We start from the raw sequence: 14,683 nt of genomic DNA, 5'->3' as shown, positions 1-14,683 counted from the left end.
AACGGCCGGCTCTCTCTCTCGCATACTGCACTAGGCCGTCGAAAAACGAAAACTTAATTTATTCATTGTTTTCAAACGGCATTTCGAGATGGGGCGGGCTGGCGGCCCACCCTGCTGTTACGCGTATTAGCGGTTTTCAATCTCCACGAATGCCAAATCTTCAGGGCCTGTGTAGTTTGCGCTCGGACGGATGATTTTGCCGTCTTTGCGTTGCTCGAGAACGTGTGCGCTCCAACCGGTTGTACGGGAAATTACGAACAGCGGTGTGAACATAGCGGTCGGTACGCCCAATTTTTGGTAGGAAACGGCAGAGAACCAGTCCAGATTCGGGAACATTTTTTTCTCTTCCCACATCACACTCTCCAAGCGTTCAGCAATGTCAAAGAGGCGCATATCGCCGGTTTCTTTGCTCAAACCGCGTGCCACTTCTTTAATGACAACGTTGCGAGGGTCGGAAATGGTGTACACCGGATGACCGAAACCGATCACGATTTCTTTGCGGCCGATGCGTTCGCGGATGTCGGCTTCGGCTTCGTCGGCATTGCGGTAGCGTTTTTGAATATCGTAAGCCACCTCGTTCGCACCGCCGTGTTTCGGACCTTTCAACGCGCCGATTGCACCGGTAATGCAGGAGTACATATCAGAACCTGTACCGGCAATCACGCGGGCAGTGAAGGTAGAAGCGTTGAACTCGTGTTCGGCATACAGAATCAGTGAAACGTGCATGGCTTTGATGTGTGATTCGCTTGGGCGTTTGCCGTGCAACAAGTGCAGGAAATGACCGCCAATGGTCTCTTCGTCGCTTTCAACTTCAATGCGTTTGCCGTTGTGTGAATATTGATACCAGTACAGCAGGAGGCTGCCGAGGCTGGCGATCAGTTTGTCGGCGATGTCGCGCGCTTCACTTTCCGGATGGCTTTCACGTTCAGGATGAACGCAGCCCAGCATGGATACGCCGGTACGCATCACATCCATCGGATGGGTATGTGCAGGCAGGCTTTCCAAAACTTTAATCACACGGATAGGCAGGCCGCGCATGGATTTGAGCTTGGTTTTATAAGCGGCCAGCTCGAATTTGTTGGGCAGATGACCGTGAATCAGCAGGTGGGCGACTTCTTCAAACTCGCATTTTTGTGCCAAATCCAAGATGTCGTAACCGCGATAGCTCAAATCGTTGCCGGTACGGCCAACGGTACACAATTCGGTATTACCGGCCGCAACGCCAGAAAGCGCAACGGATTTTTTAGGTTTGAAAGTCGGGGTTTGAGTAGTTTCAGTCATGGTATTTCTCCTTTGTATTTTTGTGGGTTTTATTTTTCAGACGGCCGATGCGGATTTGTTGAAAGGCCGTCTGAAAGCGGTTACTTATTTTTGAAACAATTTATCCAGTTTTTGCTCAAAGGCATGATAGTTCAGATGCTCGTACAGCTCGGCACGGGTTTGCATACTGTCAACCACTGCGGCCTGAGTGCCATCGCGCATAATCGCTTCATAAACATTCAAAGCGGCTTTGCTTGCTGCGCGGAACGATGACAGCGGATACAGCACCAGTGACACGCCATTTTCAGCCAGCTCGCTTTGGGTATAAAGCGGAGTGGAACCAAACTCGGTAATGTTGGCCAATACAGGTACTTTCACTGCATCTGCAAATTGGCGGTACATTTTCAAATCGGTCATGGCCTCAGGGAAAATCATGTCTGCACCGGCTTCGACACAAGCCTGAGCGCGTTCGATAGCGGCATCCAAACCTTCTACCGCCAGCGCATCGGTTCGCGCCATAATCACAAAGTTCTCATCAACGCGGGCATCTACGGCAGCTTTGATACGGTCAGCCATTTCATTTTTAGAAACAATGGCTTTGTTCGGACGGTGGCCGCAGCGTTTTTGCGCTACCTGATCTTCGATGTGAACCGCTGCAACACCAGCGCGTTCAAAGTTGCGAATGGTACGGGCGATATTGAATGCACCGCCCCAACCCACATCGATGTCCACCAGCAGAGGGGTATCCACGTTATCTGTAATGCGTCGCGCGTCAATCAGCACATCTTCCATTGTGGTGATGCCCAAATCAGGGATACCGCAAGAGCAGGCTGCCACGCCGCCGCCGGACAGGTAAATCGCTTTGAAACCGCTTTGGGTGGCCAATCGTGCAAAGTAAGCATTGACGCAACCGACTACGGCAAGAGGATTCGATTCTTTCACGGCTTGGCGGAAACGTGCTCCGGCAGAGTGTTGACTCATCATATTTCTCCTTTATAGACTTTTTTTCAGTATTAATCGGACGGTCCAGTTTTTCACAACTTGAAATGAACCGTTTAAAAAGAAACAATCGTTCTAAAAACTGTTTTCAGACGGTCTGCAAAATTTCAATCATCAACTATCTGAAAATTTAAAATCAATAAATACAAATAGTTATCAAAACTAATAAATACAATAAGGCTGAAGCGGAGGTATTTGTTTTTTAAATATTATTAATCAGTATATGAATGCAACAGGGGAAAGAAGTTTTAAAACCCGAAGTGCTTGTGGGAATGCGGAAACTGGATTCGGGTTGAGAGCCTTCAGACCGTCGGGACTGCCAATAAGCTGGCGGCGACGGGAGCGGCAGAGATGGGAGAAAATCTATAACAAGAGAGAGTGGTTTGATACAGATTCATGATGATGTTCCTTTGTAGTGCGATGTAGTTTTTATTTATGGAAACAAATTTAAAAAATAAAATCGGTCTTGTCAAACACTTTTTTCAAAAAAATTATAAAAATTTCAGTTATTAATAAACGATTTTTTTGCAACAAATGTAAAAAACGGACAGGCTGTACCACATCAAATCCTTGCGTGGCTTAGCTTCTGTCCGTTTTGTGCTTTTGGCTTATAGTCAAAATAATTGTAAACAATCTATCCAAAAATAATTTATAATTGATTCATTTATAAGGAACTTTTAAATATACCTTCTGAAAAATTTTAAAATTTTAGCCTTTAAATTTTCAGACGGCCTTTGCATGATGACTACTCTGCACTAAATGCCGTCTGAAAAGTCTGTTTGCCAATGGTAATGTCGGCAGTGTAATCATGGCGGCCTTCGACGCAAAACGGCAAGCGGATTTGCGCAGCCTGCCAACTTTGCGGCGATTGTTGCGTCAGGGTGTAGCGGTTGAAGCCCATATCCATGTTTTTCATACTGAAACTGATACTGACCGCGCCCGTATTCTTCGGCACATTCTCCACCATAATATCGAAAGGTTCGTGTGTATTAATGGAGGTCGCACGCACTTTTGAACCGTCAGGCAGAACGCAGCCTTGTGTTAGACTACATTCGACTACATTCGCTTTTATCTGTTGCCGCTGCCACCAATCCAAGAGCAGCAGTTTGGCCGCCGCAAACACAATCAGTAAAACAGCGGCAATCAGTAGTTTTTGATTTTTACTCATTTCAGACGGCCTCAATGTCATTATCGGTCAAAACGGCATGCGTACCCATGCTCTGCCACTGTTCACGATAAATGGAAATCATACTTTCAGAAGCTGCCACAATCAGCGGCATAGCCACGCCTTGCGCCAAAATATCCGCAACTTGCCCAGCGGCCGCTTCGTCAACCACTTTCCAAACAACGGCATCCGCATTTTGCACCTGCTGCCATTGTTTGACATTTTCAATGATTGGCCACACGCTGGGCGCTTCTATCGGCTTACCTTGTTGCCAATCGGCAAAATCCAACAATACGGCAGATGCGGTTTGATGCTGAGCCAACATATACGGCACAACATGATATTCGCCCATGCTGTTTTGGCCGCTCAAGCCGCTTTTCAGGCGGCCTTGAAGCTGGCGCGGAATGGATAGGGAGCGTAATAATGCGCTATTGGCAGGCAACATCGGCGCAACGGTAAAATCCCCTGCTTTTTGCCATGCCCATTTCTGCCCTTCCCTCGATTGGATTTCGCCTGTCCATTGGTCGGCCTCTACCCATAAAAAATGTAGGCGTACATGTGCGTGTTCGTAGGAATGGATTTTGGTCAACCACGGAGTAGCGGCAAGAATACGGATGCCGAGTTCTTCTTCAAACTCGCGTTGCAAGGCTTGAAAATCGCTTTCACCGGCTTCCACCTTGCCGCCGGCAAATTCCCAATAACCGGCATACGGTTTACCCTCAGGGCGGGAACTGAGCAGGTAGCGGCCGTTTTTGTCGAGCAAAATTCCGGCAACCACTTGCACCAATGGACGTGTATCTTCAGTCATCATGAGATTATTCTTATATGCGGCAGGCAGTGACACCTGCCGATTTATGCGTAAAAAAACGATGTCGGGCCTATACGCCCGACTTTTAACAAATATCTAATCCTTCAGGCCGTCTGAAAAGGATGCTCTATTTCAGAATACTTAAATCCGGCCTTATTTTTCCGCAATGACAAAAGCCATAACGGTATCCTCTTCATCGCTCATACTGAGATGGCAGCTTCGGATGCCCTGCTCTTCCAGCCATTTGCTCAAAACCGGTGCAAAAAACAATTCAGGCTTGCCCAATGCGTCATGCCCGACACCGATATTGCGGAAAGACACCACGCCGCGTATGCCCGTACCGACGGCTTTGGCAAAAGCCTCTTTAGCGGCAAAGCGTTTGGCAAGATAGTTGACCGGTTTGCCTGCCTGTGGAAACTCCAACAGCTCTTCCGGGCTGAGAATGCGTTGTGCAAATGCCAGTCCGAATTTTTTGTTCAAACGGATAATGCGTTTGAGGGAAACAATGTCTGTACCGATTCCGTAAATCATGGGTCTGCTCCTTATTTAAGCCGTCTGAAAGTGTGGATACCGGCCAAAGCCAATTGCCTTAGCCGGTATGACTGATGCCGTTAAGGCAGCATTCTTGCTCTGAACATGACTTCCTTCATTTGGCGGACCGCTTCAGGCAGGCCAAGGAAGAGTGCTTGGGAAATCAGCGAATGACCGATGTTCAACTCGCGGATGGCGAGAATTTGAGCAATCGGCGTTACGTTGTGAATGGTCAGGCCGTGTCCGGCGTTGACGATCAAGCCCAAATCGCTGGCGTAATGCGCACCGTTTTGAATGCGCTCGAATTGTTTCATTCGCTCGGCGTGGCTGTGCGCATCGGCATACGCACCGGTGTGCAACTCGATAACGGGCGCGCCGACATCATAAGCGGCTTGGATTTGCGCGTTGTCGGCATCGATAAACAAGGACACGCGGATGCCTGCGTCGGTCAAGATTTTGGTGAACTCGGCTACTTTATCCTGTTGCGCCAATACGTCCAAACCGCCTTCGGTGGTTACTTCTTGACGTTTTTCAGGCACGATGCACACATCTTCCGGCATGACGTTGAGCGCGTTTTCCAGCATTTCTTCCGTCAGCGCCATTTCCAAATTCAGGCGCGTGCGGATGGCGTTTTTAACGGCGAACACGTCCGCATCTTTAATATGGCGGCGGTCTTCACGCAAGTGCATGGTAATCAAATCTGCACCGTGGGTTTCCGCAATCAGCGCTGCTTCGACAGGGCTGGGATAAATCGTACCGCGCGCATTGCGGACGGTGGCAATATGGTCGATGTTTACGCCTAACAACATAATAATGTCCTTTCTTTAAGGTTTCAGACGGCCTGAACCTTCTCATATCAAAGGCCGTCTGAAAAAAATTCAACTGCCCAAGCCAAACTGCTGTAACTGCTGCAAAACCTGCCGAGACTTAATGCCCTCGGGCAGAAGGTTGTCAATCAAAAGCCGCGTCACTTTCAAAGCCTGCCCGAGGCTTTCCTGATGAACGAAACTGCCTTCCCTCAAATCGATTAACGTCGCACCCGATACGGCAACGCCTTTATTGAGCGGATGGAAACGGTCGGCCTCGGCCAAAGGCACCACAGCCTCTTCCGGTGTGAGCCAATAAGTTTCTTCGCCGTTGATTTCATTGCCGTTGCCGTCATGGAACAAATCGGGGGCAAAGCCCAAGCGTGTCAGTAGCGTCCATTCAAAACGGCGCAAAGCGGCAATGTGGTTGGCCTCGCAACAAATGGTTTTCATGGTTTCCGCCAAAACATCGTAAAGCTCGGGCAATGGGTCTTCACGGACGGTCAACTTCAGCATCAGCTCGTTCACATACAATCCGCTGAACAAAGCTCTGCCCTGCGGCTGAGGCCAACCTCCTATCCATTCGGCGCGATGCAGGGTCTTCAATTCTTGCGAGCCATACCAAGACGCGCTCACCGGCACAAACGGCACCAACACGCCGCGCAATTCGCTCTGCCGTTTGCGCGCGCTTCTGGCCAATAAAGCCACCCGCCCATAACGGCAGCTGAAAGCCTCCACCCACAAGCTGCTCTCGCGCCACGGGGCGGAAGCAAGCAGAAAGATAGGTTCGTGGTTGATGCGGTTTGGTTGCGCCATAAGGGTTTGGAAAGATAAAGATTGTGTCGATTATAACGGAAAATCGACACAAAAGGCCGTCTGAAAGTCCACCTTCTATAAAGGCCGTCTGAAAACCTTTATAATCCGTTTTGAATGAATAACTGACTTTCCTGTGTTTATGCCGAAATTCCCTTTTAAATCCGCCCTTTCCCTGCTCTCTGCAGCCCTATTATCCGCCTGCTCCTTGGTGAAATACCAACCCGTTGCCGGTATTGATGCAGTCGATTTGAAGCAAGGCTACCGCTTTGAAACCAGCAAACTCCAGCGGGAAGACGATGACGATACCTTAATTGTCGTCATGTTTTCAGGCGGAGGAACACGTGCGGCGGCGTTGGGTTACGGCGTTTTAGAACAGCTCAACCAGCAGCAGGTAACCATCGGCGGCAAAAGAAAATCCTTGCTGGCCAACGTCGATGTCGTTGTCGGCGTATCTAGCGGCTCGGTTTTGGCGGCTTATTTTGCACTCAAGGGCGAAGAAACCATTCCCTTGTTTTATAAACGTTTCCTACACCAAAACTTCCAACGCCAAGTCGTCAAACAGGCATTCTCCATGTCCAATCTGCCCCGACTGGCCTCGCCTGAATACGGACGCGGCGATCTGTTGCAGGAGCAGTTTGAAAACTACCTTTTCGGCAAAACCACTTTCCGCGATTTGGAAAAAAATGCCAAGGGCCCGTTTGCCATCATTTCCGCCACCGATATGGGCATAGGCGAGCGTTTCAATTTCACGCAGGAATATTTCGACCCGATGTGTATCGACTTGGGCGACTTGCGACTTGCCCGCGCCGTCGCAGCTTCAAGCTCCGTGCCTATGGTATTTGCACCGATTACCCTAAACAACAACGGCGGACGCTGCAGCTACACGCCGCCGATCAAAATCGAAGATGCAGACGACAGCGAAACAGGCAGACAACAAAGCCGCACCATAAAAGAATTTTACGAGCGCTTCCAAAAATACGCAGACGGGAAAAACCGACCCTACATCCACCTGATAGACGGCGGCCTGACCGACAATCTGGGTATGCGCAGCCTTTTGGATATGACGGAAATGTACCCGGAAAAAATCCTGACAAACAAAATCCTGCAAAACAACATCCGCCATATCGTCGTCATCAACGTCAATGCGCAAAACCAAGTCAGCAGCAATTTAGACAAAACCGCGGCCGTTCCCGGTTTCCGCGACGTCGTCTCCTCCATCGTCAATATCCCCATTGACCAAAACTCGCAAGAATCCCTGCGCCGTTTCCGTGCCTTCGTCGATCAGTGGAATAAAGACAAACAAACCGACGGCATCAGCTTCTCCTTCGTCAGCCTCAACCTCAAAGACCTCCCTCCTTCCGAGCTGAGGGAAAAAGTATTGAACATTCCAACCAGTTTTTATCTGCCGCCGGAAGATGTCGACAACCTGCGTACCGCCGCTGCCGAACTGATGAAGCAATCGTTGGACTACCGCAACCTGCTGACAGAATTTGCGGCACACCACAATCCCGATGCCATCTTTGCCGAACCGCCGCCGGACGCTAAAGATTTCAAACCGTTAAACGAAAAAGAAACACAGAAACAATCTGTTCCATAAAGTATTGCTCTGTTAAAATAGACAAATAGATTTCAACCCCTTCAGACGGCCTCAGAGATAAAGGCCGTCTGAAAAAAATATCAAAAACAGAATACAACCATGACCGAAAAAACCACGCCTATCGTTACCGATATCGACCGCCCCATCCTCGTTCCACCCGGTGACCATAAAAAAGTCCTGCTGCATTCCTGCTGCGCCCCATGTTCCGGCGAAGTGATGGAAGCCATGCTTGCCAGCGGCATTGACTACACCATTTATTTTTACAACCCCAATATCCATCCGCACAAAGAATATATGTTGCGCAAAGAAGAAAACATGCGCTTTGCGGACAAATTTGGCATCCCCTTTGTCGATAAAGACGATGACTACGAAAACGACCGCAAAGAATGGTTCGCCAAAGCCAAAGGCATGGAATTTGAACCCGAACGCGGTATCCGCTGCACCATGTGTTTCGATATGCGTTTTGAAAAAGCGGCCCAATACGCCCATGAAAACGGCTTCCATGTTTTCACCAGCTCACTGGGCATTTCACGCTGGAAAGACATGAAACAGATCAACGGCTGCGGCCATCGTGCTGCCGAACCGTACGATGACTTGGTTTATTGGGATTTCAACTGGCGCAAAGGTGGCGGCAGCGCGCGCATGATCGAAATCAGCAAGCGCGAGCATTTCTACCAACAAGAATACTGCGGTTGCGCCTACTCCCTGCGCGACTCCAATGCCCACCGCAAATCGCAAGGCCGCATCCCCATCAAGCTAGGCGTATTGTATTACGGTGATGAGTCCACCCAATACGAGCCTCAAGCCGAAAATAAAATCATTGTTGAGAAATAAAAATCAAAGGCCGTCTGAAACATTCAGACGGCCTTTGCTTAAATCAGACGATTAACGGCGGCGGAATTTGCCGTGATCAAAATCATCAAATGCCTGATAAGCAGCTTGGCATTGGATTTTTTGCTCGGCATAAGGCAAACCGCGGAACGCTTTTGCCGCTTTACGGTTTTCCCTCAACTCGGCCTTGTTGCCTTTATAGCGATACCAAGCAGCACGACGCTCAAGGTATCTCTTACAAGCAGGATGCAATTTGTTTTTCTTCGCCTGCTGGTGTTTGCTCACATGATGGCCATGCGGTTTGGCCGCCGCTTCAGCAGAATAAGCACCCAAGCTCAATACGGCAACCGCCGCCAGTGCGGAACCTAAATTTCTCAACATTAACATGATTCGCCTCCTAAATAGTTTTTCCATTATATGTTTCGCCAGGGCACCGGCAAAACGCCCATTTTTTACATGACAAAAATGTGGTTAATTACTACATCATACTACTTGCTTTGCAAAATTTAACATACCTTCCATTTAGACGAAACCTGAATATAAATTTCTTTATTTCATAAGCCTCTAGCCAATGTCTGGCCAAATGTGATGCAAACGCAAAATAATGCCAAATCGCCACAAAGCCACATAAAATCTAGTTTAAGCCTCCCATCCCCTAATCCACACCCCGAAAAAAGCGCATTGTCAAGTCTAGTTAAACAAAGAAAAATACATTATATTGTGCCGTTCAAAGCAATCACATACCGTATCTTGTGTTTTTTAATGGGAAGACTGAACAATGAATGCAGCAACGAATATTAAAGTAACCAAACGCGACGGACGCTTGGAAGATATCAATTTAGACAAAATCCACCGTGTTGTTACTTGGGCGGCAGAAGGCTTACAAAACGTCTCCGTATCGCAAGTCGAGCTCAAATCTCATATTCAGTTTTACAACGGTATCCGTACCGACGATATCCATGAAACCATCATCAAGGCCGCGGCCGACCTAATCTCACAAGATACGCCCGATTATCAATATCTGGCCGCCCGCCTCGCCATTTTCCATCTGCGCAAAATCGCTTATGGCGAATTCGAACCGCCTCACCTCTACGATCACGTTAAAAAACTGACCGAAGCAGGTAAATACGACCGCCACATCATCGCAGATTACAGCCGCGAAGAATTCGACGAGCTGAATGCCTATATCGACCACAGCCGCGATATGACCTTCTCTTATGCTGCCGTAAAACAGCTGGAAGGCAAATATCTGGTTCAAAACCGCGTTACCCGCCAAATTTATGAAACGCCGCAGTTCTTATATATTTTGGTGGCCATGTGTCTCTTCAGCAAATATCCGAAAGAGACCCGTTTGGATTACGTCAAACGCTTTTACGACGCCGTTTCCACGTTCAAAGTATCGCTGCCTACGCCTATCATGAGCGGCGTGCGTACGCCTACCCGTCAATTCTCAAGCTGCGTATTGATTGAGTGTGACGACAGCCTCGACTCCATCAACGCCACCACCAGCGCGATTGTGAAATACGTTTCCCAGCGTGCAGGCATCGGCATCAACGCCGGTCGTATCCGCGGCTTAGGTAGTGAAATCCGCGGCGGCGAAGCGCAACACACCGGCTGTATCCCATTCTTCAAAATGTTCCAAGCGGCAGTTAAATCCTGCTCGCAAGGCGGCGTACGCGGTGGCGCTGCAACCTTGTTCTACCCATTGTGGCACATCGAAGCCGAAAGCCTGTTGGTATTGAAAAACAACCGCGGCGTGGAAGATAACCGCATCCGCCAACTGGACTACGGCGTGCAAATCAACCGCCTGCTGTACACCCGCTTGATTAAAGGCGGCAACATTACCCTGTTCTCGCCGAATGAAGTTCCGGGTTTGTATGATGCCTTCTTCGCCGATCAAGACGAATTCGAGCGCCTCTACACTCAATACGAGCAAGATCCAAACATCCGCAAACGTACTTTGCCGGCAACAGAATTGTTCTCCACCCTGATGCAGGAGCGCGCCGGTACCGGTCGCATCTACATCCAAAACGTTGACCACTGCAACACGCACAGCCCGTTTGACCCGCGCGTTGCGCCTGTTCATCAGTCCAACTTATGCATGGAAATCGCCCTGCCGACCAAACCTTTGGACAACATCAACGATCCGAACGGAGAAATTGCCTTGTGTACTCTGTCCGCCTTCAACTTGGGCGCATTGAACAACTTGGACGAACTGGAAGAGCTTGCCGATTTGACCGTACGCGCACTTGATGCCCTGTTGGATTATCAAGACTATCCGGTTGCAGCAGCACGCACCGCAACCATGAACCGCCGCACGCTCGGCATCGGCATCATCAACTACGCCTACTATCTGGCGAAAAACGGCGTACGTTACAGCGACGACTCTGCGCTTGGCCTGACCCACCGCACCTTTGAAGCCATGCAGTATTACCTGCTCAAAGCATCGGTAAACCTTGCCAAAGAATACGGCGCATGTCCGCTCTTCAACCAAACCGTTTATTCGCAAGGCAAACTGCCCATCGACACCTACAAAAAAGACTTGGACGCCGTGTGCAACGAGCCTTTGCACTACGACTGGGAAAGCCTGCGCGCCGACATCGTCAAATACGGCCTGCGCAACTCTACCCTGACCGCACTCATGCCGTCTGAAACCAGCTCGCAAATTGCCAATGCCACCAACGGCATCGAGCCTCCACGCGGATTGGTAACGGTCAAAGCATCAAAAGACGGTATTTTGAAACAAGTCGTACCAGAATTTGAAACCCTGAAAGATGCCTACGAAACCCTATGGCAGCTTCCCGGCAACGAAGGCTACCTGAAACTTGTCGGCGTAATGCAAAAATTCGTCGATCAATCGATTTCCGCCAATACCGCCTACGATCCGAACAAATTTGAAGGCAGCAAAGTTTCCATGAAACAAATGCTGAAAGACCTGCTGACCGCCTACAAATACGGCGTCAAAACCCTGTACTACCATAACACCCGCGACGGAGCGGACGATACGCAGGCTGATATTCAAGATGACGGCTGCGCAGGCGGGGCTTGTAAGATTTGATAAGGAAGGAGTTCAGACGGCCTTTTACATATCTAAACTGCCGTCTGAAATTAAGAAGTTCTCTAAAAAATGAAAATAGCTTGATACATTGGCGTGTATCAAGCTATTGAAAGATTTTTAACGTATTGGCGTACGTTAAAAATTTCTTTAGGTCATTCATGAGAACCTAAAGACCTAACTCAATCGTATGATTTCATTAGATTTATTGCTAGAATTCGAATGATACTGCGATTTTAAGGTTAGTACAAGCTAAATCTCATGAGCTCAATATAAGTGTTTATTTTTTGTAGAGTTTAGTTTTCTACACAAAAAATACACTTTGTGCTTTATGAAAGGAGCTTGAATGCGCGGGAAAACTGTTCCTGTAAGAGCTTATCATCGTTTCCGTAATGGTAACTTTGAACATGTTCGCAAGCATTTTCGCCGACCACCATTACGGTAATCGGTTATAATAACCAGCTCGCAGTTTTTACTGCGGGCTTTTTTTATTTAAAGGATTTCTACAATGTCATGCGAACATTTAACTATGTCCTACAGCACCTTTTCCAAAACCAAAAACGACGCGCTGAAAGAGCCAATGTTTTTTGGTCAGCCGGTGAATGTTGCCCGTTATGACCAGCAGAAATACGAAGTATTTGAAAAACTGATTGAAAAGCAGCTGTCGTTTTTCTGGCGGCCGGAAGAAATCGACGTGTCGCGCGACCGTATCGACTACGCCAATCTGCCCGAACACGAAAAACATATTTTCATCAGCAATCTGAAATACCAAACCCTGCTCGATTCGATCCAAGGCCGCAGCCCGAATGTTGCGTTCTTGCCTTTGGTGTCTATTCCCGAGCTGGAAACGTGGATTGAAACGTGGAGCTTCAGCGAAACCATCCACTCGCGCAGCTACACTCATATCATCCGCAATATCGTGACTGATCCGTCAGTCGTGTTCGATGATATCGTGCAAAACAAATACATCATCGCTCGTGCTGAGGACATTGCCTGCTATTACGATGATTTGATTGAATACACTCAGTATTACAATCTGTTGGGCGAAGGTTCGCACAATGTCGGCGGCAAGCTTGTTACCGTATCTTTGCGTGAGTTAAAGAAAAAGCTCTATCTCTGCCTGATGTGCGTCAACGTATTGGAAGCCATCCGCTTCTACGTTTCATTCGCCTGCTCGTTCGCCTTTGCCGAGCGCGAATTGATGGAAGGCAACGCCAAAATCATCAAGCTGATAGCCCGCGATGAAGCCCTGCATTTGACCAGCACCCAGCATATGCTCAACCTGATGCGTGCCGGTGCCGATGATCCTGAAATGGCTGAAATTGCGAATGAATTGCAGGACGAGTGTTTCAATCTCTTCAAAAAAGCAGCCGAGCAGGAAAAAGAATGGGCGGCCTATCTGTTTAAAGACGGCTCAATGATCGGTCTGAACAAGGAAATTCTGGCTCAATACGTCGAATACATTACCAATCTGCGTATGCAGGCGGTTGGCCTTCCTGCCGGATTTGAAGGTGCGACCCAAAATCCGATTCCTTGGATCAACGCATGGCTGTCTTCTGACAATGTACAGGTTGCGCCGCAGGAAGTGGAAATTTCTTCTTACTTAATCGGTCAGATTGATTCGGAAGTCAATGCCGACGATTTGGGCGATTTCGAGCTGTAATCGAACATTCGGTTTTATGATCAAGGCCGTCTGAACGGTGTGGCAGAAATCTTTGATTTCGTCTTTACACCGTTTCAGACGGCCTTTCCAATCCAAACAAATCATATGGCACTCATCAGCACACACGACAAAACCTTCCAACTCCAACAAGGCGAAACCTTATTGGAGGGCTTGGAGCGCACCGGTCACGAGGTTGAATACCAATGTCGCAGCGGTTATTGCGGTTCATGCCGGGTCAAAATCTTGGATGGAAAAGTCTCTTATGATAATTTTCCGCTCGCTTTTGTCGCGCCCGGAGAAATTTTGCCGTGTTGCTGTCGGGTTACTGAAGATATCAAGCTCGATTGTCGGGAGCGCATCAAAGAGCCGGACTTATTTGATGTCGATTTATTTGAAGATAAATAAAAAATGCCGTCTGAACATTGTGGCCGAAATCTTTGATTTCATTTCCACCGTTCAGACGGCATTTTGTATGGTCAAGCTTACTTACGTTCGCCAACCGGCAAAACCGTCTTGCCGAAAGATTCGTTGATGACTTCTGCCGCTGCCAAGTAGAACGCACCAAGTGCAGTTACCAAGCCTAAGCAACCGCCGATATGGACGATGCTATGATTTTCCATGCCATCGCCAATACCCAATGCAAAGAAAGTCAGTGTCAAGCAAAAGAAAATACCGCTCAATACTTTAGGCTTGGTCAAGGTGGCCACAAACATCATTAGCGAAAACATACCCCATGCGCAGAGATACCAACCGATAAATGCCGGGGCTGTTTCACCTTTAAAAAAGATGGTAAACAAAGCCCATGTCCACCAGAAGGCGCCATAGCTGATAAAAGCGGTAAAGCCAAACGTATTACCTTTCTTGAACTCAAACATGCCGGCAATAACTTGGGCGATACCACCAAAGGCGAGAGCCATGCCCAAAACTAAGCCGACACCCTCTTGAGCAGTAAAAAAGCCGCCGTTAATCAGGCTGAGCAACCAAGTTGTCAATGCAAAGCCACACAGGCCTACTGGACCTGGATTCGCCAGGTTTTCTTTAGTAGTAGTCATTTTATTTCTCCTCTGGTTATTAAAATAGGAAACCCATTGTTACCTATTTTATTTAAAATTAAAAGAAATAAATTTAAAAAAATCAGGCCATCTGAAAAAT

14 protein-coding genes are annotated in these 14,683 nt (G+C 48.3%); 5 read left to right on the top strand and 9 right to left on the bottom strand.

The window, feature by feature from the left end; translation table 11 throughout:
- Window positions 1-126 precede the first annotated feature (126 nt).
- From prpC to recO, 7 genes are all read right to left on the bottom strand, one after another.
- On the bottom strand, window positions 127-1,281 hold the full coding sequence (prpC, locus tag HMPREF2696_RS10965; RefSeq protein WP_070588500.1) for a bifunctional 2-methylcitrate synthase/citrate synthase: 1,155 nt from the start codon (window positions 1,279-1,281) through the stop codon (window positions 127-129).
- Between the two features lie 84 nt (window positions 1,282-1,365).
- Window positions 1,366-2,241, bottom strand: coding sequence for a methylisocitrate lyase (gene prpB, locus HMPREF2696_RS10960; RefSeq protein ID WP_070588498.1), 876 nt, complete (start codon window positions 2,239-2,241; stop codon window positions 1,366-1,368).
- Window positions 2,242-3,004: 763 nt separating this feature from the next.
- Window positions 3,005-3,427 carry a hypothetical protein gene (locus HMPREF2696_RS10955; RefSeq protein ID WP_070588496.1) on the bottom strand — a complete coding sequence of 141 codons (423 nt, stop codon included), beginning with the start codon at window positions 3,425-3,427 and terminating at the stop codon, window positions 3,005-3,007.
- Window position 3,428: 1 nt separating this feature from the next.
- Window positions 3,429-4,232, bottom strand: a complete 804-nt coding sequence (locus HMPREF2696_RS10950) for an NUDIX domain-containing protein (RefSeq protein ID WP_249967846.1) — start codon at window positions 4,230-4,232, stop codon at window positions 3,429-3,431.
- 153 nt (window positions 4,233-4,385) lie between these two features.
- A complete protein-coding gene (gene acpS, locus HMPREF2696_RS10945) occupies window positions 4,386-4,763 on the bottom strand; it encodes a holo-ACP synthase (RefSeq protein ID WP_070588493.1) in 378 nt (125 codons plus the stop codon).
- A gap of 80 nt (window positions 4,764-4,843) precedes the next feature.
- Window positions 4,844-5,572, bottom strand: a complete 729-nt coding sequence (pdxJ, locus tag HMPREF2696_RS10940) for a pyridoxine 5'-phosphate synthase (protein WP_070588492.1) — start codon at window positions 5,570-5,572, stop codon at window positions 4,844-4,846.
- A 69-nt stretch (window positions 5,573-5,641) separates the two neighbouring features.
- On the bottom strand, window positions 5,642-6,385 hold the full coding sequence (gene recO, locus HMPREF2696_RS10935) for a DNA repair protein RecO (protein WP_070588490.1): 744 nt from the start codon (window positions 6,383-6,385) through the stop codon (window positions 5,642-5,644).
- A gap of 139 nt (window positions 6,386-6,524) precedes the next feature.
- On the opposite strand from recO, the gene HMPREF2696_RS10930 reads away from it, so the two are divergent.
- The gene (locus HMPREF2696_RS10930) at window positions 6,525-7,982 is read left to right on the top strand and encodes a patatin-like phospholipase family protein (RefSeq protein ID WP_070588489.1); all 1,458 of its coding nucleotides are present in this window, start codon (window positions 6,525-6,527) and stop codon (window positions 7,980-7,982) included.
- 99 nt (window positions 7,983-8,081) lie between these two features.
- Complete coding sequence (locus tag HMPREF2696_RS10925) at window positions 8,082-8,816, top strand: epoxyqueuosine reductase QueH (RefSeq protein ID WP_070588487.1); 735 nt, start codon at window positions 8,082-8,084, stop codon at window positions 8,814-8,816.
- A 51-nt stretch (window positions 8,817-8,867) separates the two neighbouring features.
- Here the strand turns inward: HMPREF2696_RS10925 and HMPREF2696_RS10920 are convergent, their stop codons facing one another.
- On the bottom strand, window positions 8,868-9,200 hold the full coding sequence (locus tag HMPREF2696_RS10920; RefSeq protein WP_070588486.1) for a stress response protein: 333 nt from the start codon (window positions 9,198-9,200) through the stop codon (window positions 8,868-8,870).
- Window positions 9,201-9,591: 391 nt separating this feature from the next.
- Here HMPREF2696_RS10920 and nrdA point away from each other — a divergent pair, with 391 nt between their 5' ends.
- The 3 genes from nrdA to yfaE all read left to right on the top strand — a co-directional run bounded on the left by nrdA (window position 9,592) and on the right by yfaE (window position 13,936).
- Window positions 9,592-11,871, top strand: a complete 2,280-nt coding sequence (gene nrdA / locus HMPREF2696_RS10915; RefSeq protein WP_070588484.1) for a class 1a ribonucleoside-diphosphate reductase subunit alpha — start codon at window positions 9,592-9,594, stop codon at window positions 11,869-11,871.
- A gap of 526 nt (window positions 11,872-12,397) precedes the next feature.
- Window positions 12,398-13,531, top strand: coding sequence for a class Ia ribonucleoside-diphosphate reductase subunit beta (gene nrdB / locus HMPREF2696_RS10910; RefSeq protein WP_070588482.1), 1,134 nt, complete (start codon window positions 12,398-12,400; stop codon window positions 13,529-13,531).
- A gap of 105 nt (window positions 13,532-13,636) precedes the next feature.
- Window positions 13,637-13,936, top strand: a complete 300-nt coding sequence (gene yfaE, locus HMPREF2696_RS10905) for a class I ribonucleotide reductase maintenance protein YfaE (RefSeq protein WP_003686421.1) — start codon at window positions 13,637-13,639, stop codon at window positions 13,934-13,936.
- Between the two features lie 77 nt (window positions 13,937-14,013).
- Here yfaE and HMPREF2696_RS10900 read toward each other — a convergent pair whose 3' ends face one another.
- Window positions 14,014-14,583, bottom strand: coding sequence for an acetate uptake transporter (locus HMPREF2696_RS10900; protein ID WP_004520357.1), 570 nt, complete (start codon window positions 14,581-14,583; stop codon window positions 14,014-14,016).
- Between the last annotated feature and the right edge of the window lie 100 nt (window positions 14,584-14,683).

Origin of the sequence: Neisseria sp. HMSC058F07 (assembly GCF_001810035.1) — a bacterium.
In the GTDB taxonomy this organism is placed as follows: domain Bacteria; phylum Pseudomonadota; class Gammaproteobacteria; order Burkholderiales; family Neisseriaceae; genus Neisseria; species Neisseria perflava.
The sequence above is the reverse complement of the archived record's forward strand: the minus strand, read 5'-3'. Positions and strand labels throughout refer to the sequence as shown.